The organism is Acinetobacter sp. YH12239, assembly GCF_013417635.1.
Taxonomy (GTDB): Bacteria; Pseudomonadota; Gammaproteobacteria; order Pseudomonadales; family Moraxellaceae; genus Acinetobacter.
The window spans coordinates 82,926-105,765 of record NZ_VPDP01000010.1 but is presented as its reverse complement, the minus strand read 5'-3'; the positions used below and the strand labels follow the sequence as shown (position 1 = coordinate 105,765).

At 38.5% G+C, this 22,840-nt stretch carries 22 protein-coding genes and 4 tRNA genes; 13 read left to right on the top strand and 13 right to left on the bottom strand.

Features of this window, described 5'->3' with window-relative positions; all coding sequences use genetic code 11:
* Nucleotides 1–2 precede the first annotated feature (2 nt).
* From ybeY to FTV17_RS10330, 5 genes are all read left to right on the top strand, one after another.
* Entirely contained in the window at nt 3–491 is a 489-nt protein-coding gene (ybeY, locus tag FTV17_RS10350) for an rRNA maturation RNase YbeY (protein ID WP_179999313.1), read from the top strand.
* Between the two features lie 74 nt (nt 492–565).
* Nucleotides 566–859, top strand: coding sequence for an antibiotic biosynthesis monooxygenase (locus FTV17_RS10345; RefSeq protein ID WP_179999311.1), 294 nt, complete (start codon nt 566–568; stop codon nt 857–859).
* A gap of 258 nt (nt 860–1,117) precedes the next feature.
* Entirely contained in the window at nt 1,118–1,798 is a 681-nt protein-coding gene (locus tag FTV17_RS10340; RefSeq protein WP_179999309.1) for a hypothetical protein, read from the top strand.
* A gap of 141 nt (nt 1,799–1,939) precedes the next feature.
* Nucleotides 1,940–2,653, top strand: coding sequence for a DUF3108 domain-containing protein (locus FTV17_RS10335; protein ID WP_179999306.1), 714 nt, complete (start codon nt 1,940–1,942; stop codon nt 2,651–2,653).
* A gap of 82 nt (nt 2,654–2,735) precedes the next feature.
* A complete protein-coding gene (locus FTV17_RS10330) occupies nt 2,736–3,311 on the top strand; it encodes a xanthine phosphoribosyltransferase (RefSeq protein WP_179999304.1) in 576 nt (191 codons plus the stop codon).
* 35 nt (nt 3,312–3,346) lie between these two features.
* On the opposite strand, the gene FTV17_RS10325 is transcribed toward FTV17_RS10330, so the two are convergent.
* From FTV17_RS10325 to FTV17_RS10315, 3 genes are all read right to left on the bottom strand, one after another.
* Nucleotides 3,347–4,201 (bottom strand): MetQ/NlpA family ABC transporter substrate-binding protein, encoded by an 855-nt coding sequence (locus FTV17_RS10325; protein ID WP_179999302.1) that lies wholly within the window; start codon nt 4,199–4,201, stop codon nt 3,347–3,349.
* Nucleotides 4,198–5,247 (bottom strand): isopenicillin N synthase family oxygenase, encoded by a 1,050-nt coding sequence (locus tag FTV17_RS10320; protein ID WP_179999300.1) that lies wholly within the window; start codon nt 5,245–5,247, stop codon nt 4,198–4,200. The genes FTV17_RS10325 and FTV17_RS10320 overlap by 4 nt, the downstream gene beginning before the upstream one ends.
* Nucleotides 5,248–5,362: 115 nt before the next feature.
* Nucleotides 5,363–6,343: an aliphatic sulfonate ABC transporter substrate-binding protein gene (locus FTV17_RS10315; RefSeq protein ID WP_179999298.1), complete on the bottom strand. Its 981-nt coding sequence runs from the start codon at nt 6,341–6,343 to the stop codon at nt 5,363–5,365.
* A 271-nt stretch (nt 6,344–6,614) separates the two neighbouring features.
* Between FTV17_RS10315 and FTV17_RS10310 the strand changes: the two genes are divergently transcribed.
* Nucleotides 6,615–6,989, top strand: a complete 375-nt coding sequence (locus FTV17_RS10310; RefSeq protein WP_035265212.1) for a hypothetical protein — start codon at nt 6,615–6,617, stop codon at nt 6,987–6,989.
* A gap of 50 nt (nt 6,990–7,039) precedes the next feature.
* Here the strand turns inward: FTV17_RS10310 and wrbA are convergent, their stop codons facing one another.
* On the bottom strand, nt 7,040–7,636 hold the full coding sequence (gene wrbA, locus FTV17_RS10305; protein WP_179999295.1) for an NAD(P)H:quinone oxidoreductase: 597 nt from the start codon (nt 7,634–7,636) through the stop codon (nt 7,040–7,042).
* A gap of 114 nt (nt 7,637–7,750) precedes the next feature.
* Between wrbA and FTV17_RS10300 the strand changes: the two genes are divergently transcribed.
* On the top strand, nt 7,751–8,995 hold the full coding sequence (locus FTV17_RS10300) for a YihY family inner membrane protein (protein WP_179999293.1): 1,245 nt from the start codon (nt 7,751–7,753) through the stop codon (nt 8,993–8,995).
* 37 nt (nt 8,996–9,032) lie between these two features.
* Here FTV17_RS10300 and yddG read toward each other — a convergent pair whose 3' ends face one another.
* Both yddG and FTV17_RS10290 read right to left on the bottom strand, forming a co-directional pair.
* Nucleotides 9,033–9,920: an aromatic amino acid DMT transporter YddG gene (gene yddG / locus FTV17_RS10295; protein WP_218945334.1), complete on the bottom strand. Its 888-nt coding sequence runs from the start codon at nt 9,918–9,920 to the stop codon at nt 9,033–9,035.
* Complete coding sequence (locus FTV17_RS10290) at nt 9,917–10,858, bottom strand: DMT family transporter (RefSeq protein WP_179999291.1); 942 nt, start codon at nt 10,856–10,858, stop codon at nt 9,917–9,919. The genes yddG and FTV17_RS10290 overlap by 4 nt, the downstream gene beginning before the upstream one ends.
* Before the next feature lie 102 nt (nt 10,859–10,960).
* On the opposite strand from FTV17_RS10290, the gene FTV17_RS10285 reads away from it, so the two are divergent.
* Complete coding sequence (locus FTV17_RS10285) at nt 10,961–11,764, top strand: helix-turn-helix domain-containing protein (RefSeq protein ID WP_179999289.1); 804 nt, start codon at nt 10,961–10,963, stop codon at nt 11,762–11,764.
* A gap of 51 nt (nt 11,765–11,815) precedes the next feature.
* Here the strand turns inward: FTV17_RS10285 and FTV17_RS10280 are convergent, their stop codons facing one another.
* Both FTV17_RS10280 and FTV17_RS10275 read right to left on the bottom strand, forming a co-directional pair.
* Nucleotides 11,816–12,454, bottom strand: a complete 639-nt coding sequence (locus FTV17_RS10280; protein WP_179999287.1) for a fumarylacetoacetate hydrolase family protein — start codon at nt 12,452–12,454, stop codon at nt 11,816–11,818.
* A 45-nt stretch (nt 12,455–12,499) separates the two neighbouring features.
* A complete protein-coding gene (locus tag FTV17_RS10275; RefSeq protein ID WP_179999285.1) occupies nt 12,500–13,003 on the bottom strand; it encodes a YcxB family protein in 504 nt (167 codons plus the stop codon).
* Between the two features lie 171 nt (nt 13,004–13,174).
* On the opposite strand from FTV17_RS10275, the gene FTV17_RS10270 reads away from it, so the two are divergent.
* Nucleotides 13,175–14,482, top strand: a complete 1,308-nt coding sequence (locus FTV17_RS10270) for an SRPBCC family protein (RefSeq protein ID WP_179999283.1) — start codon at nt 13,175–13,177, stop codon at nt 14,480–14,482.
* 73 nt (nt 14,483–14,555) lie between these two features.
* Here FTV17_RS10270 and FTV17_RS10265 read toward each other — a convergent pair.
* The 4 genes from FTV17_RS10265 to FTV17_RS10250 form a co-directional block, all read right to left on the bottom strand.
* Nucleotides 14,556–14,632, bottom strand: a tRNA-Arg gene (locus tag FTV17_RS10265).
* 363 nt (nt 14,633–14,995) lie between these two features.
* A tRNA-Arg gene (locus FTV17_RS10260) sits at nt 14,996–15,072 on the bottom strand.
* A 43-nt stretch (nt 15,073–15,115) separates the two neighbouring features.
* Nucleotides 15,116–15,192 (bottom strand) — tRNA-Arg (locus tag FTV17_RS10255).
* 16 nt (nt 15,193–15,208) lie between these two features.
* Nucleotides 15,209–15,299: transfer RNA gene (locus FTV17_RS10250), tRNA-Ser, on the bottom strand.
* Nucleotides 15,300–15,561: 262 nt separating this feature from the next.
* Between FTV17_RS10250 and rnr the strand changes: the two genes are divergently transcribed.
* From rnr to FTV17_RS10230, 4 genes are all read left to right on the top strand, one after another.
* The gene (gene rnr / locus FTV17_RS10245) at nt 15,562–18,000 is read left to right on the top strand and encodes a ribonuclease R (RefSeq protein WP_179999337.1); all 2,439 of its coding nucleotides are present in this window, start codon (nt 15,562–15,564) and stop codon (nt 17,998–18,000) included.
* A 69-nt stretch (nt 18,001–18,069) separates the two neighbouring features.
* Nucleotides 18,070–18,627, top strand: a complete 558-nt coding sequence (locus tag FTV17_RS10240) for a hypothetical protein (RefSeq protein WP_179999281.1) — start codon at nt 18,070–18,072, stop codon at nt 18,625–18,627.
* A gap of 66 nt (nt 18,628–18,693) precedes the next feature.
* Nucleotides 18,694–20,733 (top strand): M3 family metallopeptidase, encoded by a 2,040-nt coding sequence (locus FTV17_RS10235; RefSeq protein ID WP_179999279.1) that lies wholly within the window; start codon nt 18,694–18,696, stop codon nt 20,731–20,733.
* 41 nt (nt 20,734–20,774) lie between these two features.
* Nucleotides 20,775–20,984 carry a YheV family putative zinc ribbon protein gene (locus FTV17_RS10230; RefSeq protein ID WP_171076743.1) on the top strand — a complete coding sequence of 70 codons (210 nt, stop codon included), beginning with the start codon at nt 20,775–20,777 and terminating at the stop codon, nt 20,982–20,984.
* Between the two features lie 93 nt (nt 20,985–21,077).
* Here the strand turns inward: FTV17_RS10230 and FTV17_RS15640 are convergent, their stop codons facing one another.
* Entirely contained in the window at nt 21,078–22,463 is a 1,386-nt protein-coding gene (locus tag FTV17_RS15640) for a TRAP transporter large permease subunit (RefSeq protein ID WP_373687203.1), read from the bottom strand.
* Between the last annotated feature and the right edge of the window lie 377 nt (nt 22,464–22,840).

Here is a 22,840-nt window from a genome sequence, read left to right as displayed (position 1 = left end):
TTTTGAAACTCAGTCTCTCATTACAACAATCGTTTGAAGCATCAAGCTTGGTGCTCAAACGTGCGTATGTTAAAAAAATTATTGAAACCACACTTCGTCATATTGATACACAAAGCGATTGTGAAATTGGTATAGCTTGCGTAGATGTCGAAGAAAGTCACAAACTTAACCTTGAATATCGTGGTAAAGATAAGCCAACCAATGTTTTATCTTTTCCAAGCGACTTACCAGATGAAATGGCTGAAATTCTAGACAGTTTCCCGATCGGAGATCTGGTGATTTGTATTCCCGTTGTGCTTCGTGAAGCAGAAGAACAATCTAAAGCACCATTAACACATTTCACTCATATGTTGGTTCACGGTACTTTACATCTGATGGGCTATGATCATGAAACTTCTGAACAAGATGCTGAGGAAATGGAAGCAATTGAGATTGAGATTTTACAAAAACTAGGTTTTGAAAATCCTTACTTGCTTTTGGATGACGAATAACACTCCTCAATGACGTCAGTCTTTGCTTCCCGTTATTCGGGAAGCACATTAAAATAATAAATGAGTATTCAAAAATGAACTTCGTTGTCATCTTCAAAGCTAAAATAAAAAAAATTGATGATGAATATGTAATATTGGCTAGCCAAATGCGGCATAAAGCGATGCATGATTACCATTGTACAAAGTTTGAAAGCTATCAAGAGAAGGATAATGAAGTCAGTCTTTCTTATTGGAATCGGTTAGAGGATATTCAAGCTTGGCGCCAAGATACCCAACATCTTTATGCCCAACAAAAAGGTCGCCTATCATGGTATGGCACGTATTCGATTAAGGTCTGTCAAATTCAGCGCGCTTATCAATCTGAATAAATCGAGTTGTTCTTTATATTGATGACATATTTTAGACAAATGAGTTAAATATTGAGCAAGTTCTTCAGATAAAATAAGATAAAGTCATGCGAAACCAATAGATTAAACTTAAATAACGCCTGACCCTCAAAACCATAATAAACGTCTTTGTAAACATTACATCGCAATTGGATAAGCTGTTATCCTTCGGCAGTAATCACCTACAAGATATACACTAGCTGACATCTCACAATATTTAGAGGTAATGGAACTTCACTTATGCCAACGATTATTTCAAATATCGCGAACAAATTTCGTAAAGTCTATCAAAAGGCTGAAGGGTTTATTGAAGAAGAACGTGAATTTCCTGTCTCTCAAGTTTTTTTAAATGCGACTTTCAAGCGCTTTGTGACCGACAATGTCAGCATACTTGAAGATTTACATGCTGATTTACATGACGATTGGCTTCGACTCTATGCCACTTTGAATGTGAAAGGGCTTTATACCATTCTCTCTGTAGATTTAAAGCTCATTCAAATGGAATTGAATAAAGACGTACAACTGATTGTATTTGAACAAATTAGTGAAACCGAAGTCATTGAAGCAAAATTTCAAACCTTTTGGATGAAAATTGCATTCCGCTCTGCACTATTTTTCTATCAAAAAATTCTTCGTAAAGATCCACTTGGCATGATTTTAGAGCGTTTTAATGTCATTAAAGTCAAAGATGATCTCTTACATCTCGATTTAAATCAGTGGCTCGGAAAAAATCGCTCGATCATCGAAACATTGGGCAAAGTACACGTCAACCATGCAGAACTTCGTGAAACAGAATTGGTGGTGATTGGTAATGTAAATTTGATGGCTTTATTTAGCAAAATGAATACTGATCGATTCAAATCTAAGTCTGATGAAGTGGAAAGTGATCACATTACACCAATTAAACAAAAGGACGACTAGAGCGCAAAGTTCTAATCTCGTCATAAAGCTTAAGCTACAGAAAAATACATTTTCACTGTGATTATTGATTATTTCTCCTTATTTATCAGAGATAATAAAACTTCAAGTGATCCTTCGATACGAAGGTAAAGGAAAATATTTATGGCATTTAAATCGTTTAAAACTTTGAGTGTGATTGCAAGTGTAGGTACAGCCGTGCTTTTCACAGGCTATTCAAGTCAAGCGCTTGCCATGACACCCTTCCAAGCCTCTTATCAGTTTGCATACAATGGTAAAAACTTGGGGTCAGCAACACGAACCTTGAAAAAATCAGGTAACACCTGGAATTACGTTTTTGCAGCTAAAGCAGGTGGTATTGCTTCAGCGACTGAAACCAGTAACTTCACATTCAACAATAATCAGATTCAATCATCCAATTTCAGTCGCACCAGTAAAATTTTGGTTCATAACAATACAATGAGCATTAAATTTAATCCAAGTGCCAAAACCATTAACACCACCAAAGATAAAGAGCAACGTTCATTTGCTTGGAAATCTGGTGTACTGGATGAGTTAAATGCAGAATTGCAAATTCGTGAAGACTTAAAAAATAATGGTTTAAAATCGCAATACTGGATTGCAGATGCTAAAGAAGTTGAATCACGTCGTTTCATCAAACAAGGCGCTGAAAAAGTAGAAACCAAGTACGGTACGTTTGATACCATCAAAGTAGTGATGAAACATGATAAACCAGGTCGTGAAACGATTTTTTGGCTGTCTCCGAAATTGGACTATCTACCAGTCAAAGTCACACACCAAGATAAGAAATCTTCATACGGGCTCTTACTGACAGGGTATAACGGTCCACAAAATTAAGGCATTTTTTACTTGCTTTTTTGCAGATGCTTTTTAAAATACGTCTTTGCTTAAAAAGGCACCTGCCCTAGAGGATTCTCCCGTGTACGCACTAGAACAGAAAATCTTAAACGAAGGTATCGTTCTATCTGATCAGGTTTTAAAAGTTGATTCTTTTCTAAACCACCAAATCGACCCAGTGATGATGCAAAAAATTGGTCAAGAATTTGCTCGTCTATTCAAAGATGCAGGCATCACCAAAATCATCACAATTGAAGCTTCAGGTATCGCACCTGCTGTGATGGCTGGCTTGGAACTTGGTGTACCGGTAATTTTTGCACGTAAGTATCAATCTTTAACTTTAAAAGATGATTTATATCGTTCAAAAGTATTCTCATTTACAAAGCAAGTAGAAAGCACAATTGCTATTTCTAAGAAGCACATTGCAGCAACAGATAAGGTTCTTGTGATCGATGACTTTCTTGCAAATGGACAAGCAGCTTTAGGTTTAGCTGATTTGATTCACCAAGCTGAAGCTGAGGTTGTCGGGATTGGTATCGTGATTGAAAAGTCGTTCCAACCTGGCCGTGATCTTTTACTTGAAAAAGGTTACCGAGTTGAATCACTTGCTCGTGTTGAATCACTTGCAAATGGGACAGTGACTTTTGTTCAAGAATAATTTTGAACATTAAAAAAGCGCCTAACGGCGCTTTTTTATTTTAATGTGGCAGGATCAAGTTGAATACCTAATTTTGTACCACCAAAATGCTTTTGAATATAATCTTCAACGTAAGGCTGATGGTAAAGATTTGAAAGTTTTTGAAATTGTGGATCATTCAATCGATCTTTACGCACTGCAAGTATATTGACATTTTCTAAAGCTTTATCAGTAACCTCTTCTTTAAATATCGCATTTGTTATTACATTTAGTCCACTTTCTAGAGCAATAGTATTTCCAATTGCGGCTAAATCCACCTCAGACAATACACGTGGTAGTTGTGCACCTTTGACCAATTTAAATTGAAGTGATTTCGGATTTGACTGGATACTTTCAAGAGTTCCAGAAATCGTATTAAAATCAGGCTTAAGTGTAATTAGCTGAGCACGTTCTAATAACCTTAATGCACGTGCTGTATTCGCCACATCATTTGGAATTGCAATTAAGGCCCGATCAGGCAAAGCAGTTAGTGACGTGTAATTTTGAGAATATAAACCCATAGGCTCTAAATAAGTGGTCGCCAAGACAGCAAGCTTATGATGATTCAAGTCATTAAATTCTTTGAAATACGCCCAAGATTGAAATGCATTTACATCAATTTCACCATCGAGCAAAGCTTGATTCAAAGCCACACCGTCATTAATTTCTTTCACATCAATGTCAACATTTGCTGTTTTGGCCTGATCAGAATCCGCGATATATCTCCAAATATCAACATCAGATCCATGTGATCCGATCACGATTGTTTGTTGTGTTTGCTTTGTTTTTTGAGGTTCAGGTTGAGCACTACATGCACTGATAATGAGAATTGTAAAAATAATAAATAAAAATTGGGCGTATTTTGACTTCATGATTTACTCGATATTGTTGTTGATTGTTTGAGTTGTTTAAATTGCTCTGGATAATATTTTTCTGTAACGTCTAAATGAGATCTAAGTCGACCTTTGATACAGTTTTCTCCCACATTTCTCAGTAAAGGATTCAGTGGATCTGTCTCTGGTCCTTGTGCAAGCGCTTGTAAATTATCTGCAAGATTTAAAAGCGGAATTTCACCAGCAAATAAATTGGGAGAAAGAAAATAAGCAACCGAATACCGATCTGCATTCGTTGGAGATATGACTCGATGTTGATTTGCAATCAAATAACCATTCGTAGCAAGCTCTAAAACCTCACCGATATTGACGACAAATGCGTGTTCAACAAATGGTACTTCAATCCATTTACCTTGACTTAAGACCTGAAGCCCTCCGACTTGGTCTTGTAAAAGTAAAGTTAAAATATTGGAGTCTTTATGAGGGCCTACCCCCTGATGATTCATTTGATCAATTGGAGGATAATGAATCAGCTTGAGTAGTTCATGTGGACTGCCTGTAATCAATTGATCAAGTGCTGTGTCCTGCTGCCCCAATGAAAGCAACAAGGCTTTTAATAATTTAATTGCAACTTGTCTGAGATCTCGTTGCCATGGAGTGACTACGCGTTGAAACTCAGGCCAATTCGAAGGCCACTGATTTGGTCCCTGCAAACATCTCCATGTCGGTCCAGTTTCAGGTTCTAATGCTGCAAGTTCAAAACCAATGTCTATTTGTTCTCTAAAATCAGGTTGCAGACGTGTAACTTCGGCATTTACTCGACTATACCCTCGAAAATGCGGGGAATGAATCATAGCGATTTCATCTTTTTGTTCTTGTGGCAGCGAAAAAAACTGCCGAGTAATACGCTGAATCTCTGAAATTTTTTCAGCTGAAATGCCATGACCTATCAAATAAAAAAAACCAATATCCTTGGCGATATGTGCAAGTCGTTGCAGAAAATCTGCTTGCGTTGATGATTGATCAAATTGACTTAAATTCAGAATAGGAAGTGCGGTTAAGCTTTGTTGTAATGGTTGATTCATGATGCACTCATCTTTCTAATACTTCATTGTATTAATGACTGAAAGATGAATGCTTTTGAAATCATTTAAATTGAATACTTATTCGACTATAAAAATATGATTCGCATTCAATCACTTAGTCTTGCCCAGTCCACACATGATCTTTTAAAGACACGGCATTCGGAATGAGTTTGAGCTGATAAAATAAATCTGCAATTTTTTGTTGCGCATTAACTGTATCTGTATCGACCAGTTTGGCATAAGCAGGAATATTTCTTTTTTCTAAAACCAGTTTGGTAATATTTTCGTCCAAGCTTGTACTTTGCGCCAAAATTTTTGCGGCTTGATCTGGGTGTTGATTGATCCAATCATCTACTTGATTTAATGTTTGCACAAATCTTTGGGCTTCAACCCGGTGTTGTTTTAAAAATTTAGGAGAAGACAAATAGAAGCTATACGCCAATGGCAAAGCTTTTGAATCAATAAGAACACGTGTATCACCTTTAAGCGAAGCAGCACTTGCATAAGGATCCCAAATCGCCCAAGCATCGAGTGATTTTTTATCAATAGCAGCTCGTGCATCTGCAGGCGTTAACCAGACGGGTTGAATATCAGACCAACTTAATTGAGCTTGATCTAATATTTGTGAGAGAAAGTAATGAGCACTTGAACCTTGTGTAACACCAATACGCTTACCTTTTAGATCCTTTAAGCTTTGAATCGTGCTGTCTTTGGGTAACAGCAAGCTGTGTGCATTTTTAGATCCATTTTCATACGCTAAATATTGAATTGGTTTACCTGCAGAAAGTGCGAAAATTACAGGTGTATCTCCTGTATACCCCACATCTATAGCACCGACATTTAATGCTTCTAGTGTTTGAGGACCTGCCGGGAATTCTTTCCATTGAATTTTCACACCAGGAAATGCCTGCTCAAAAGTTTTATTTTGTTTTGCAACGATGAATTTAAGCGCCGCTTTTTGATAGCCAATATTCAATGTTGTTAATTTTTCATTTGGTTCATCTTGCCCCTTAAGATCAGTAGGCTTTTCTTTTGAGCATGCAATGAGGCTAAAACTCAATGTCACAATAGTACTTAGTACAAATAATTTTTTCATTGTCTTGGTAATTTTTTTGATTGGAATAAAAAAATAAGCCAAACTTCGAAAAAAATTAAATCACTATTTGCGCTTAGTTATTCAGTTCAAGATCTAAGCCATCCTGCTCATAAACTACGGTTTTATCCTTAAAAATTAAATTAATCTATTTTGAAATCAATTTTTTATTTTATCTGGCATTACAGTTTTTCTACATTCAGCCATGTTGCAACTTTAAGCGCAATGCTAGAATCTTTTAAATAAATGGATGTATAGATTAGAGCAATCCTAAATGACTGAAAACTTAGAAATACACTGCCCAAAATGCGGTTCAACTGATATTGAAAAACGCAACCATGAACAATTACTGCAAAAAACAGGTGGTGTTCTTCTTTCCGCAGCGGGTACGACTGCGGGTACTGTAGGTGGTGCTGCATCAGGTGCTTCTATTGGCGCTTCCATTGGCGCTGTTGCAGGCCCTTTAGGTGTAATCATGGGTGGCACAATTGGCACTTTTGTTGGTGCAATCAGTGTGGGTGTGACTGGTGGCTTTTTAGGTCATCGTTTTGGAAAAAAAGCGGGAGAAATCGTCGACAAAAATGTTTTCCTCGATTACCAATGTAAAAAGTGCAAACACCGGTTTGAACAAAAGCATATTTCAAAATAAAAGTGAGCGAGAAGCTCACTTTTTTATGCCTGATAAAATAATCTTTAAAATTATTTCTTTAACATTTGCAACGCCACTTCACCTAATCGTTTCCCTTGCTCGATACACAGTGATTTTTCATCTTGGCTTAGAGATTGATCGTGTCTAGGACCACTGACATGCGTAGCACCGTAGGGTGTCCCACCTGATTTTGTATTCGATAAAGCTGGGTTGGCATTGGTTAAACCCAAAATCAACATTCCATGATGAAACAAAGGTGGCAACATAGTCAGTAATGTACTTTCCTGTCCGCCGTGCATAGACCCCGATGAACCAAACACACAAGCAGGTTTATTATGCAATGCACCATTGAGCCATAAGCTCGTTGTTTGATCCCAAAAATATTTCATTTCTGATGCCATATTGCCAAATCGAGTTGGTGATCCTAATGCAAGTCCAGAACAATGTTGAAGATCATCCAAAGTCGCATAAATATCGCCCTCCTCTGGAATACTCGGTGCTGCTTCGGTCACCACTGTTGCCAACTGTGGAACTGTTCTAATTTTCGCAAGCATTCCAGTAGATTCAACTCCTTGAGCAATTAAATGTGCCATTTCCTTGGTTGAACCATATTTGCTGTAATACAAAACTAGAACATATGCTTGCATAAAAAGATCATCCAATGAAAAAAGAAAACTATACGGTATTTTTTTTAAAATTTGGTTAAGCTGTGCAACGAACGCACAGAATTTTAACTAAAAAATACTCGAGACTCATTATTTATGGCGGAAATCTTAAAAAAGTTACCTTTCTACAATAAAACATGGTTTCAGTTTATTTTGTTTGTACTACGACGCTTTGAAGCTAACAATTGTCGTGAGCAAGCAGGCTCTTTAACTTACACCACACTTTTCGCTGTCGTGCCGATGTTGACCGTATTCTTGGTTATCATTTCATCGATTAAAGCATTAGAACCTGCTCGGCAACAATTACAACAATTGATCTACAGTAATTTTCTGCCTAAAACCAGTATCGCATTCGACAAAGCATTGAATGCATTTACTGACAATTCGAGTAATTTGACCATTATTGGTGTGCTATTTTTATTCTTTACCACAGTAATGATGCTCACCAGCATTGAGACAGCATTCAATCGTATTTGGCGTGTGACAGAAACGCGTAATGGCATTATTGGTTTTATGCGCTATTGGACCATCATTTCACTGGGACCAATCCTACTGGGTTCGGCTTTTGTGATTTCATCGACTTTAGCGTCTATGAACATCCTAAGCAATAATTTTGCAGGTTATGAATTGAATGGCACGTTTATTTTATGGGTCATCTCATTTGCACTCACCGCATTTGGTTTTTTTGCCTTGTATTGGACGATTCCAAACCGCTCTGTTCCAATAAAAGCAGCCATGATTGCTGCGATTTTTAGTGCTGTTACCTTCGAGTTACTGAAAAATTTATTCGGCTTCGTGATGACTAACTTTACCAGTTATCAGTTGATTTACGGTGCTTTTGCAGCGATTCCAATTTTCCTGTTGTGGATTTATCTCTCTTGGAACATCGTACTGCTTGGTGTTGAGATAAGTTATGCCCTCACAGCATTTCATACAGGTAAAACTGAAACGCGTCATCCAATTCTCATGCTTTTAGATATGCTTGAATTATTCTATAAAAAACAAAAACAAGGTAAAACCGTAACCGATCTGGAGGCCCTTGATATTCTAGGACGCGGTGAAATTGGCCGCTGGCCTAAATATGTCAATTTATTGGAACAGCAAAATATTATTAAACGTACAGATAATAATGAATATGTCTTGGTTAGAAATTTAGATCATCTTGATTTTTGGTCATTTTATAAATCATTACCTTATACGCTGCCTGATAAAAATGATATCGGACAAATCCATGAAGATGATGTATGGATGAACCGTATTGGCCCTGCACTAATTGAAGCTGATGATTATCTTGCTGCGAAGCTCTCCGTTCCGCTATCGACCATACTTGAAGAAAAATAAGCTCTTGCAATAAGAAAAGACCTCTATAGGTCTTTTCTTATTTCGTAGACGGATTATATGGACGTGTAGATTGCCAACAAATAAGTGCGCCTAAGGTCACTAAGACACAACCGATCCAAAAGCTCATTAGAGGTTGCACATCTAGAATCAGCATCGACATCAGACTTGAAAAAATGGGCATAAAATACGTTGCCAAAATTAAAATTTTGAGATGTCCATATTGCATGCTTTGGTTCCAATTGCTGTAAGCCAAGCCAATTAAGCTGCCAATGACTACAACCATCAGCCATGTCATCAAATTCAGCTCAACAAACGGTTCTCGCATCACAAAATGTACAGCCCACAATCCAACTGCAGTCATTAGAAAAAGAAATGGGACAGCATTATGACCTTCTGCATATTTCTTGGTAAATATACTGTACAAAGGCCATAGTACGGCGCCGATGAAAGCAAATGAATATGCTAATGGATTTTCAAGCACAGCCACAAATATCCGTTTCGGCTCGAGAATATCAGGATTAACAACCATCATTAACCCAAGAATGGCACATGTAAAGCCAGCAATCACCCAAATATTCGCGCTCAATTGCCGTGCAAGAATCGAAAATACAATCAGCAAAGGAGGCCAAAGATAATTAATCATTGTAATGATTAATACCTGTTCTCGATGCGTTGAAAGTGCAATCGAAATTAAAAACAGGATCTCATAGCCAACAAAAAGAGCACCACAGCCCATTAGGTATATTTTAGGCATGAGTGAAAGCTTGGGAAAACCATTTTTCCATAACATGAACAATGCACTAAAACTATAGATCAGTGCCACCGCCTGTACTGGGCTTAATGATTCAGTTACAAGTTTCACCACCGCAACCAACGAGGCCCAAATCAAAATCGAGCTTAATCCCAGCCATGTATACTGATTCAATGGAATGCTCCAATTCTTGCGCTGATTCGATCAAGATAAATTCTCAAATAGCGGTGCAAAGATACAATCATAATCCCTGCAAGAACCATACAAGAACCGACCAAGAAACTCGTTTCGATCTCCTCATCTAACAGCCATACACCAAACAACATGCCGAACATGGGGGTCAAAAACGAAAACACACCTAAGCCATTTGCTAAATAAGTTCGTAACAACCAAAACCATAATAGTAAACTTAAAAAAGACATGACAACTGCATGAAATGTTAAGCTCAGAAACGTCAGTTGTGACCAGCGCACATCTGCTTGTCCAGTCCAAAAAGCTAAGGCTAATAAAAAAATAAAGCCCCCAAGCAATTGATAAAATAATGTTTGAGTAGGCGGCGCCTCTGAAAGCGTTGAAAACTTTAAAGAAATCGTAGTCAATGCCCACATCATCCCCGCCATTAGAGCAAGAAAATCTCCCCATAAAATATGGCTGAGTTGGCTCTGAGCTTGATCACGCACTAAAAAAGTATAGGCGATACCAAGAAATGCGAAACAAATACCAAACCACTGCAGATTATTCAATTTTTCGGCTTTGACTTTCCAATGCAAGCCTAAAGCGACAAAAATAGGCGCGGTATAGAGCAGAACAACAGTGTGCGCAGCACTGGTATACCTGAGTGCCTCAGCAACCAAATAAAATTCTGCAGAAAATAAAAAGGCCAACCAAATTCCAGGAACAACATAACGGTAATGGAACAGTTGTTGCACTCGCTGTCGATACAATAATGGAACGACAAGCAAGGTTGCCAAACCACAGCGCAATGCGATTTGCATCAGAGGACTAATATCAGTTGCTGCAAGTTTCAAGACAATTTGCTGTAAACCCCAGACTAAACACAATACGATCATTAAGCTTGACGCCTGAAGGTCAAGACCTCTTCGCTCACCCATGAGTGGCACTCTTCACACAAACAAGTCGTCACTATACTGCTGACTGAATTAGAATATATAATTCAAAACTGACAAAAAATACATTTATTCAGGCAATTTAATATGCCAAAACGCCATCCACATGAACCATTCGTTCAGTTAGATAATTATGATCATATCCAAGAGAATCTTTGGCTAACATTCCGCAATGATCCAGCCCATTCGGAATATCCTAAACATGGTCATGCATGGGGCGAATTTATCTATGCATTTGATGGTGTAATGGAAGTTCATATTGATCAAAATCAATATTTAACACCACCGCCCTACGGAATTTGGCTACCGCCGCATCTGCATCACAGCAGTATTAATCTCACAGCTGTTTCTCATGCTACCTTATACGTGCATGAAAGCCTGTGTGATGCACTGCCTAAACAAGCAGGTATTTTACTGAGCTCCCCCTTAGTAACGGCGCTACTCAATGAACTCAGAAAAACATATTTCAAACATGATCAACCCGAATATCAACGACTCTTAATGGTTTTGCTGGATCAATTAAAAAGTTCACCACTGCTCAAAAGCTACTTGCCCCATTCTGATCATCCTGCATTACAAACAATATTTACCTACATCCATGAGCATCTCAGTGATCAGCGTCCACTGAGAGATTATGCTCAAATGGTGAATATGAGTGAGCGCACTTTATCGCGCCTATGTGAAGCTGAAATTTCGATGTCGCTCAATGAATGGCGTCAACGCTTTAAAATTACACGAGCATTAAGCTTATTGTCTGAAAATAAAACTGTTGAACATATTGCCCTAGATTTGGGCTATGCCAACGCCTCAGCCTTTATCAATATGTTTAAACGCTGGATGCACATCACGCCCCAACAGTTTCGTAAAAACATCAATTCAGACAATCTCTAGCCATAAAAAAAGGATGAACCATCATCCTTTTTAATTGAGCTTGATGCATCATTAATGCACTTGCGTAGTCCACACAAAATCTTGCTTTAAGCCAGTCAAAGTCATTTTGAGCTGATCACCCGATTCTAATGGTCCCACACCTGCAGGCGTACCCGTCATGACAACATCACCAGGTATTAAGCTAAAGTTTTGACTGATTTCTGCCAAAAGCGCTCCTAATTTAAAAATCAGTAACCCCGTATCACCATGTTGCCTAAGTTGATCATTAATTTCGAGCTTAAACTGGACTTGATCTAATGCTGGGACCTGATCAAGCGAAATCCAATCTGCCAAAATACAAGATCCATCAAATGCTTTCGCACGTTCCCAAGGTTGTCCTTTCTTTTTAAGAAGATCTTGTTGATCTCTTAAAGTCAAATCCAAACCAAGGGTGACTGCACCTACTGCTGCTAATGCCTCTTTAGGATCCGTAACGTTTTTGAGCGGTCGATCTATTCGTAATGAAAGTTCACATTCATGATGACACTGTCCCAATGCACGATTCCAATCAATCCCTTCTGCTAAGGACACCAAGCTACTCGGCGGCTTGATAAATAAGACAGGTTGATCAGGAATCGCATTACCTAATTCTTGAGCATGCGCAGCATAACTGCGACCGACACATACAATTTTTGATGGAACTGCACTCATGAAAATCTCTCTTATTTATAGTTTGAGTAATGAACTCATCAAAACTTAACGTTTTTGGAATGTATTTTCAAACAGTGTTCTGTCTACATCAGACTCAAATGCACGTTTTGGAATAATGACAACTGTATGATTTTTGAGTTCAAGCATATAGGTCAATTTACCCACTACAAATTTTTGTACTTCACCGTAGGCAAATGCTTGTTTAGGACGACCACTTGAAAAAAGTTCAGCAGAGTTTTGAAACAAATCGATACCTTGTTCAGTCTTACCAAATTGATATTTTTCAAACTGACGCTTGAACATCATAGGTAAGAACCAGTAACGCATAACGATTTGTAAAAAGATAAAGAACGTGCCTAAAGCCACGTAATAGCGTCCTACACCCTCTAATCCAAGATAAAGCCCCCAAATGACGATCGCAATACTGACAAGTGGCGTTAAAAAACGCGTAAATTGTTTTTTGCCAAAAGTAGCTAATGCAAAACCATCCTGAGACTCTTGTAAATTTAAGAAGTAACGGACAGATAAAACTGGTTGAGTATCAGACATAGGGGATTCAACAATCGATTTTCTTAAGCAAAGATATTACACCACTTTACGTGAAATCAAATTGTCGTTTTAATGAATACTGTTGATTACATCATCGCACTATTGATAGAAGCATCACACGATTTACAATGACACAAAATAAAAAGTCTAAATTCATAGTTCAGGATGAAAATGAAATACTTTAACTATCGAGCATTGTGCTTAAGCCTTATTTTTATACCTAGCTTGTCGTACAGCGCGATTATTGAATGGAAAGAAAATATACCCAGTGCGTTAAAACCATTCCAAAATAATAGTACCGAACTCGCCAGCATCACCAAAGATCAGATTCTCATCTATGCACACCCGAATACCCAAACATCTATTCCGACACGCAAAAAACACCCCAATCCAAATGTGAAGTTCACATCATCTGCCATCGTATTGCCTGTTAATGAAGAAAAGGTCGCCAAAACGCTTTCACAGTTTGAAAATTTTGTTGGATTATTCCCGACATTGAAATCAGCTAAAATATTAGATCAAGAAAAAAATATCACTCAGGTTCAATATAAAATTTCCATTCCAACACCAATACCAGTGCTCAACTTTAATGAGACCATAGTGTTTCAGCATCATATTGAAGGTAATAGTATTTCGAGCTTGATTGTGGATGCACCTGTTCCTTATGGTCTAGGCAAATTTGAATGGTTCAAATTGGATCAAAATCATACTCTTCTGACCCTAACGCAATGGGGAGATTTGAACCAACCTAAAGGTTTTCTATTTAGCAAAGTTTTGAATGCAGTGCCTGAAGCAAAAATGGGAATTCCAAGTGGTACACATACATTTTTACTCGAATCAATTCGAAAAAAATTAACAGCACCTTCTTCGAGTACGCTCAAACCAGGGCAATTTCCATCCGACCAATTAACGACAAATCAATTGGCCAAAATCGCACAAATCAGTCGTATCACCGAACACCCTGTAAGTTTTGTCCATACACCGACAACTGTGCCTTATCAACACGGTGCAGAATCAATGCGTTTTGTAACGACGTATCAGTATTATTCACAACCAGTGCAACAATTACAAAAATGGACACAGCCTGTACATTATAAAAAGCTGTTTCCTCGCCAACTCAAATCTATTGGTATCGAATCCCTAAAAGACCAAACACAATTGGCAGATTTTAAAGTTGAACTCGGGTTGGGAGTTATTCAAATTCCATTCCGATTTAAACTGAATTTTAGCTTTCCTCAGTCGAATCAGAATAATTTTTATGCTCAAGGCGGTGATCTGAAATACATTAAAGGAAAAATGCAATTTGATAAGTTTCAACAAGGTACTTTATTGAAAATGACGAATGCAGGAAAAATAGATGAAAAAGCACCTTTCCTGATTCGTGCAGCACGGAGCTTGCCTTATCATGATGTGCTCCCTACAGTTGGGGCGAATGTCGTCTTTGCATTGAAAGTCAAAAACGAAGAGCAGAAGCAATAAGAAAAAAATAGACACAAAAAAACCGCAATTAAGCGGTTTTTTATCTTTTTTTACATCTTAGAGATGATCAAGTTGGTGCGCTCAGAGAGATTCGAACTCCCGACCCCTTAGTTCGTAGCCAAGTGCTCTATCCAGCTGAGCTATGAGCGCGACGTCTTGATGGAGTGCATTATATATGAATATTATTATTTGTTAAGTACTTTTTAATAAAATTTAAATCAAGCGAACAGTATTTATACGTAAATTTAAATTATGCCTAGATAATCAACAATTTAAGAGATGGTCAACAAGATCAATCCAAATTCCAAACAATCGTGAGTTGGATTGAGGATGTTTTTATAAGAGCTAATATCTATTAATTAAAAAATAATATGTGCAGAAATTCTAAAATTTATTTCTTTCTTAAGTAGCTAATAAAAATATCATGATTTATAGCATCACTTTATTCTAGACACAAAAAAACCGCAATTAAGCGGTTTCTTCTCTTTTTTTACATCTTAGAGATGTTCAAGTTGGTGCGCTCAGAGAGATTCGAACTCCCGACCCCTTAGTTCGTAGCCAAGTGCTCTATCCAGCTGAGCTATGAGCGCGTACTTGAGTGTCTTACGACTTCGTTACATCGATTAACTTGATTGGTGCGCTCAGAGAGATTCGAACTCCCGACCCCTTAGTTCGTAGCCAAGTGCTCTATCCAGCTGAGCTATGAGCGCATTTCAAGTTTATCGTTGGCGGTGAGAGAGGGATTCGAACCCTCGATACCAGTAATAGGTATGCTTCCTTAGCAGGGAAGTGATTTCAGCCACTCATCCACCTCACCGTAACGAGACGCCATAATACAAACTTCGTCCCTACTCTTCAAGTGAGAATTTAAAAAATTCTATGTTTTTTGTTCAATCATATATTTTTTAAACAATTTTCAGGTTTTTTACCTTTAATCTGCATTAATTTCACTTTAATGCTGTCTATTCTGCATCTCTTTTATAATTTATGAACTAAAAACACTTTATTGCAATCATTTACGTGCAGTATTTCTCATCATGTCTTATGCTAAACATATCTTCTGATATGAAGCCAAAGACATTATGAAAAACTGGGTCGACCCTGAAGCCAAAGCGGAAGCTGAACGTTACGATAATCCTATTCCAAGCCGTGTTCTGATTCTAGAAACGATTGAGAATAAGAAAAAAGCATTGTCTCATGCAGACCTTGTGGAACACTTCGAAATTGCGGATCAAAAAAGTATTGAAGCACTTAGTCACCGTTTAAGTGCGATGGTTCGTGATGGTCAATTGACGAAAGAAGGTTATAAGTTCCAGCTTATGGCAGATCAACCTGTTCATGATGCGACCATCTATATCAATAGCAAAGGTTTAGGGGTTGCGAGTATAGATGGTAAGAAAGAAGAATATTTGTTACCTGAGCGTGAATTACGTCAAGTCTTCCATGGTGACCGAGTTAAAGTTCAACAGACCTCTGTTGACCGTAAAGGTAAACCATGGGGTTTCATTACTGAAATTACCCAACGACGCGTCAAACAAATCATTGGGAAACTCGCAGAATATGAAGGTGAATACTTCATTCAACCAGCAAATCCAAATGCGCATCAACCGATTACCTTAGAAAAAGAACTCATTGCGCATGCGAAAGCTAAAGTTGGTGATTCTCTTCGAGTTGAAATTGATGATTTTCCAAATCGTGAAGAGTTTGCTACAGGTCATATTATTCAATCTATGGCCGACAAATCTGATACTGAAATTATTATTCCTCAAACCATTTTAGAATATGGTTTACCTTACGAATTTCCAGAAGAAGTAGTTCAAGAAGCTGAAAGTTTTAAAGAACCGACAGCACGAGATCGTCAAGGACGCATTGATTTAAGAGATTTAGCCTTAGTCACAATTGACGGTGAAGATGCACGTGACTTCGACGATGCTGTCTATGCAGAAAAACGTCCTGGTGGCGGCTATCGTGTCGTGGTCGCGATTGCAGATGTCAGTCATTATGTTCGTATTGGTAAACCTTTAGATGATGAAGCACAAGAACGCGGTACGTCTGTGTACTTCCCTCACTTTGTCTTACCGATGTTGCCTGAAGCACTTTCAAATGGCTTATGCTCACTCAATCCAAATGTAGATCGTCTATGTATGGTCTGTGATTTGAATTTAAGTCGCGCAGGTAAAGTCACAAAATTTGAATTCTATCCTTCGGTGATGCATTCTAAAGCACGACTCACCTATGACCAAGTTGCAAAATATTTTGAAGGTGATAGTCAAGCTGTACCTGAAGATCGTACAGTACGTAAATCACTGAATACGTTATTCCAACTTTACCAAGTATTAAAAGGTTTACGTGCAGAACGCCATGCAATGGAATTTGAAACCGTTGAAACGTACATGACCTTTGATGAACTTGGTGGAATTAAAGAAATTCTACCAAGATCACGCAACGATGCTCATAAACTCATTGAAGAATGTATGTTGTTAGCCAATGTCGCTGCTGCTGAATTTGCTTTAAAACACGAAATTCCAATGTTGTATCGTGTGCATGAGCCACCTGAATTCTCACGCATTCAAAAAGTTCGCGACTTTGTTAAGTTATTAGGTTTGAAATTCCCTGATCAACCTACACAAGCAGACTATCAAGCGGTCATTGAAGCCACTAAAGACCGTATTGATGCGCCAAGTATCCATGCTGTGCTTCTTCGCTCCATGATGCAAGCTTATTATGGGCCAAATAACGCTGGTCACTATGGTTTGGCGTATGAGGCATACACTCATTTCACCTCTCCAATTCGTCGTTATCCAGATTTATTATTACATCGTGCTATCAAAGCACACCTGAAAAATAAACCTGCACCAGTCTCAGGTGGCGCACTAGAAGAAGCCGGTAATCATTTCTCGGCAACAGAACGTCGTGCTGATGAAGCTTCTCGCTCAGTCACCACTTGGTTAAAATGCCATTATATGCAACAGCATCTTGGTGAAGAGTTTGTTGGCGTCATTAGTGCTACAGCTGAGTTTGGTCTATTTGTCACTTTAAAAGATTTATATGTCGATGGTATGGTCCATGTAAGCCAGCTTGGCGATGACTTCTTTGTCTTCGATCAAGCGAGTCAAAGTTTAGTTGGGCAAAATCGTGGTCAGGCCTTCGGTTTGGGTGATGAAGTACGCATCAAGGTTGCAGGTGTCAATTTAGAAGAACGTAAGATTGATTTTGAATTGATTCAACAACTCAGCCATGCAGGTCGCGCTATTCGTAGTCGAGCACCGCGTGTCGTAAAGGAAAAACCGGTCACCAAGCAAGAAGCGTTAAATCGCATATTGAATGAGCCTGTCGAACTCCTAAAAGATAAAGATGAAAGCGGTGAGCGCCCTGTTCGTAAGAAAAAGTCTAAGGCAAAACCAAGCTCTTATTCTAAAAAATCAGACAAAAAATCTGATGGAAAAGTAAAAGATAAAGCGAAAAAGAAAGCTAAAGTGAAAAAGAAAAAGTCGAATGCGAAAGCTAAATTAGACTAAATCTTTAAAGAGCGCTAAGGCGCTCTTTTTTATTTATAATCAATATTATATTAACAAAAAGATATTGTTATGAACGTCACCGAAATCCTCACACTTATTATTTCTTTAACAGCCTTATTAGTGACATATTTAGTTTTTAAAACTAATCAAGCGCCTCAAATTATAGCTTATGCAACTCCCCATTATGGAAAACAGAGTTTCATTCAATTACATATAAAAAATATAGGAAATGGTATCGCAGAAAATATAAAAATTACTAGTTCTCATCCAATACCTCGACGTGCATTTGGTATTACTCACTTGAATGATCCTGTCGAATATTTTGAGACAGGAATTTTTAAACATGGAATCAAAATAATGCATCCCAATCAGGATTATTTTTATGATTGGGGACAATATGGTGGACTAATAGAAGCATTAAATGACCAAGTACTAATTTTTGAAATCAGTTATCAATTTAGGTTTCCTTTGTCTCTTTGGAAATCAAGAATAAAAGATATTTCATCAATCAATATTAGAGAGCTAGAAGAACTACCAGCATCTACTGGTGATTTAAACAATCAACTAGAGAAAATTCACAAAGAATTAGAAAAGTTTAATAAAGAATTCTTAAAAAGACCTAAATAAACTTGATTTCTCTATCCGAGCCCCTTACATCTATACTTAACTCAAAATATTAATTGGCATGACATTATGACTTTAGAAAAGGCAACTTTGCCTGTACCCGATTTTTCTCAAATTACGCTTGATCAGCTTAAATCACAGATTGAACAAGCGATTCAAAATGGTCAACACTTTACAAACCAACTCGATAAAGTCCCAGACACGGTACAATTACAATTAAATGTGCTCGATCAAATCGATGAATTAGAAAACCAAATGAGCGAATCTTGGGGTATTTTGTCTCACTTAAATGCTGTGATGAACAATCCTGAAACCCGCGAGATTTATCAGTCTCTTTTACCTAGCTTAAGTGAATACTACACACAATTAGGACAACATACTGCGCTCTATCAAACCTACCAACATGTGCATGATGCACCTATTTTTTCGGATTTACCAGAAGCTCAACAGAGTGCGATTAAACTTGCACTTAGAGACTTTAAACTCTCAGGCGTGGCTCTAGAAGGCGATGCAAAAAAACGCTACGCAGAAATATCAGCTCGTTTATCGCAGCTTTCTTCAGATTTTTCTAACCACGTTCTTGATGCCACACAATCATATTTCAAACCATTAACTGAAGATGAACTTGCTGGTTTACCTGCGAACAGTATCGAACTGCTAAAGCAATACGGTCAACAACGTGAACTCGATCAAGCCGTGGCGACATTGGATTTCCCTTCTTATCTTGCGATCATGACTTACGCAGATAATCGAGAGCTTCGCGAAGCCTTATATAAAGCTTATACGACGCGTGCGTCGGATCAGTCAGATCACCCTGAATATGACAATACTGCGGTGATGGAAGAAATTCTCAAATTGCGCCAAGAAATGGCTCAACTTTTAGGTTTTGATCATTATGCAGCATATTCACTGGCAAGTAAGATGGCTCCAAGTGTTGAAGCTGTAGATCAATTCCTGATTGAGTTGGCAGAACATGCTCGTAAACCTGCCCTACAAGAAATTGAGGCACTAAAAGCAATTGCTCAATCTCATGGTGTAGATGAACTACAACCTTGGGACACGACGTATTTCTCGGAAAAACTCAAAGTTCAACAGTTTAACCTTTCTCAGGAAGCACTTAAGCCATACTTCCCTACCCCTGTCGTCGTTCAAGGTTTATTTAAAATTGTGGAGCGTTTATATGGTATTCAAGTCATTGAACGTGAAGCACCTGTATGGCATCCAGATGCACGATATTATGAGCTTGAAGATCAAGGCAGTGTCGTAGGTGGATTCTATTTTGACTTATACGCTAGAAGTGGGAAACGTGGTGGAGCATGGATGAGCGGATTCCGCTCACGTATGCAAACTAACAATGGCATGCAGAAACCGATTTGTTACATGGTCGGTAATTTTACACCACCGATTGGTCAACAACCTGCGCTTTTGACACATGATGAAGTCGTAACACTTTTCCATGAGTTTGGACATGGTCTGCATCATATGCTCACAGAAGTAGATCATATCTCTGTAGCAGGCACACATGGTGTCGCTTGGGATGCCGTCGAGCTGCCGAGTCAGTTTATGGAATTCTGGACTTGGGATAATGAAAGCTTGGCTTTATTCAGCCAACACATTGAGACCAAAACACCGTTACCTGAAGAACTCCTTAAGTCGCTTTTGGATGCGAGATTTTTCCAATCAGGCATGCAAACCCTTCGTCAACTTGAGTTTGCCATGTTTGATTTGAATATACATAAACAATCTCCTGCTTTAGATGCAATAGGTATTCAACACACTCTAAACGAAATTCGTGAACAATATGCTGTTCTCCCTACAGCACCTTACAACCGATTCCAAAATAGTTTTAGCCATATTTTCGCAGGGGGGTATGCCGCAGGCTACTACTCTTACAAATGGGCTGAAGTTTTGGCAAGTGATGCATTCGATCGCTTTGAACAAGAAGGCATCTTCAACCAAGAGACTGGACTTGCTTTCCGCAAAGCAGTGCTTGCTGTAGGCGGTAAAGATACAGCGCTTGACGCCTTTGTTAAATTTAGAGGTCGTGAGCCTAAAATTGATGCATTATTACGCCATCAAGGTTGGACGAATGACACTAAAACTGCTTAAACTACCCTACTAATTTTTTGAAGGTGAGTGTCATTATGTCGATCAAACGTCGTTTCATTGCAGGTGCAAAATGTCCGAAATGTGAAGCTATGGATCGTATTGTCATGCTCACTTCAGGTGATTCAGAATGGATCGAATGTATTGAATGTAACTATTCTGAAAATCGTCCGACACATATAGATGAACCTCAAATGCCTGAGGTTGCAGACGAAATTGGTGTTATTCAATTTAAACCTCGTCCAAGAAATTAAGATGTTTTAAAATCAACAAAGCCAGCTCTATAGAGCTGGCTTTGTTGTTAATTTATCAAAAAATAAGCACTCGAAGGTGCTTATTTTATTTAATTATTGATACCAACCGAATAACTTAAAGATATAAGGCACATAGGCGATAATCAACATTGCTGGAATCATCACAATCAGAGGTAGAATCCAACGTTCGTATTTGTAGTAGAACGTTTTATCTTTCACTTCTGCATCGGCCGCAGCCACCTCTTCATCACCAATCGACTGCCTTGCCAGTAAATGATTGAGTGCAACTGGAGGTGATACATAGCCCAATTCGAAACCAATTAAAGCAATCATCCAGAAGTGAACAGGATCAATACCATAAGCGTAGGCGACAGGCGCAACTGTTGCTGAAATTAGGATAACAGCACCAAACGGATCCATAATCATCCCGACGAATACCATGAGACATACGATCAAGGTAATCACGATATAGATATTTTCAATATCCGTTGGGAAGTGTTCCATCAACTCGATACGCTCTAAGTATCCACCAACACTGACAGACAATGCCATCAAGATCACAAGCGCCCCGATATGCCCGACTGTTTCACTTGCAGATACATGGATTGACTTCCAGAAACTCACTTTACGCGCTGGGTTGTCTGGACTATCCTGTGCTGCAATTTCAGATGCTGACACTCGTGCCTTAGCTGCTTCTTGTTCAACCGAAGTATGGCTTAATGTCGTATCCCAATGTCCAACTGGAGCTAGCGGTGCTGGTTCATGACGTAATTTTTCATAAAGCACCATGACAAGTAAGATGATTGGCATCATGACTGGCGCAGTAAACTCATTCAAGTTGGTATTTAACGCATACTTGTAGAATGCCCACACAATCAGGAATACGATCACATAAGGAACCACTGCCACTAATGCCTTAGCTGAATTCGGGAATGCAACTGATGGCGCTGCAATACGGAATTTTTGCTCAGCGAAGAACAGTGAAATCAGTAAAAACAGTGTCGAAGTGATGAGGAAAACACCAATACCATATTGATATAACAAGTCAGTTGTCACTTCTTTGTTCAGCGATGCAACAACAACAATCAATAGACATGGACGGAGTACTACACCAAGCGAACCTGACATCGCAGCCGTAGCCAAAGCGAATTGACGGCGTCCGCCCGCATTCCAAACTTCTTTATAAATGATCGCACCTGCAGCGATTACAAAAATACCTGATGCACCTGTATAAGCTGTAGGTAATGCAGCAGCAAGTAAGATTAACCAGGTAAGCGTTTCAGGTGCTAGATTCCATGGGCGTAAAATGTTTAGGAATTTATCAACAATTAATGTCTGCTTTAACAGCATACCTGCCCAAATGAACAGTGATAAATTAAGGAAAATGGTAGAGAACTCAACCAGCTGCCCTAAATAAATCCCTTGACCCATTGGATAGTCCATCACAAAGGTAAAGTTAAATCCTGTTGTGATCGCCATATAGGCATAAAGTGGGACTGACAATAATGCCATGCCAATCGTACCACCTGGCTTCGCATTTTCTGGTACACGGAACAATTGGTACAAACTAATTAATGTCAGTGTACTGAACAAGATTATCCATAACCAATAGATGATTGTCATCTCACTGGTTGGCGGAACACCAGAGTTCAATACAGATCTATACTGACTGATCGCTGAACTGGTTAAGAAACTGTTCGCAAGTATCATTGCGACAGCGTAAACCCGATAATCTAAAACAGAACTTGGACCGCGTAGACCAATGTGGTGGATTTTAAGTGTTGCAGTGATCGCTGCAAGTACCACCATGATAATCAATAGAACTGCCTTATTTTCCGTACCAAATTGGAAAATAC

Excerpts from the sequence above, each read along its gene's own strand:
- FTV17_RS10300 (WP_179999293.1), top strand. The coding sequence starts at position 7,751 with ATGGCGGAAATCTTAAAAAAGTTACCTTTCTACAATAAAACATGGTTT.
- FTV17_RS10340 (WP_179999309.1), top strand. The coding sequence starts at position 1,118 with ATGCCAACGATTATTTCAAATATCGCGAACAAATTTCGTAAAGTCTAT.
- FTV17_RS10320 (WP_179999300.1), bottom strand. The coding sequence starts at position 5,247 with ATGAATCAACCATTACAACAAAGCTTAACCGCACTTCCTATTCTGAAT.
- FTV17_RS10280 (WP_179999287.1), bottom strand. The coding sequence starts at position 12,454 with ATGAGTGCAGTTCCATCAAAAATTGTATGTGTCGGTCGCAGTTATGCT.
- FTV17_RS10270 (WP_179999283.1), top strand. The coding sequence starts at position 13,175 with ATGAAATACTTTAACTATCGAGCATTGTGCTTAAGCCTTATTTTTATA.
- FTV17_RS10335 (WP_179999306.1), top strand. The coding sequence starts at position 1,940 with ATGGCATTTAAATCGTTTAAAACTTTGAGTGTGATTGCAAGTGTAGGT.
- FTV17_RS10345 (WP_179999311.1), top strand. The coding sequence starts at position 566 with ATGAACTTCGTTGTCATCTTCAAAGCTAAAATAAAAAAAATTGATGAT.
- FTV17_RS15640 (WP_373687203.1), bottom strand. The coding sequence starts at position 22,463 with ATGGCGATCACAACAGGATTTAACTTTACCTTTGTGATGGACTATCCA.
- FTV17_RS10275 (WP_179999285.1), bottom strand. The coding sequence starts at position 13,003 with ATGTCTGATACTCAACCAGTTTTATCTGTCCGTTACTTCTTAAATTTA.
- FTV17_RS10235 (WP_179999279.1), top strand. The coding sequence starts at position 18,694 with ATGACTTTAGAAAAGGCAACTTTGCCTGTACCCGATTTTTCTCAAATT.
- FTV17_RS10285 (WP_179999289.1), top strand. The coding sequence starts at position 10,961 with ATGCCAAAACGCCATCCACATGAACCATTCGTTCAGTTAGATAATTAT.
- FTV17_RS10310 (WP_035265212.1), top strand. The coding sequence starts at position 6,615 with ATGACTGAAAACTTAGAAATACACTGCCCAAAATGCGGTTCAACTGAT.
- FTV17_RS10325 (WP_179999302.1), bottom strand. The coding sequence starts at position 4,201 with ATGAAGTCAAAATACGCCCAATTTTTATTTATTATTTTTACAATTCTC.
- FTV17_RS10315 (WP_179999298.1), bottom strand. The coding sequence starts at position 6,343 with ATGAAAAAATTATTTGTACTAAGTACTATTGTGACATTGAGTTTTAGC.
- wrbA (WP_179999295.1), bottom strand. The coding sequence starts at position 7,636 with ATGCAAGCATATGTTCTAGTTTTGTATTACAGCAAATATGGTTCAACC.
- FTV17_RS10240 (WP_179999281.1), top strand. The coding sequence starts at position 18,070 with ATGAACGTCACCGAAATCCTCACACTTATTATTTCTTTAACAGCCTTA.
- FTV17_RS10290 (WP_179999291.1), bottom strand. The coding sequence starts at position 10,858 with ATGGGTGAGCGAAGAGGTCTTGACCTTCAGGCGTCAAGCTTAATGATC.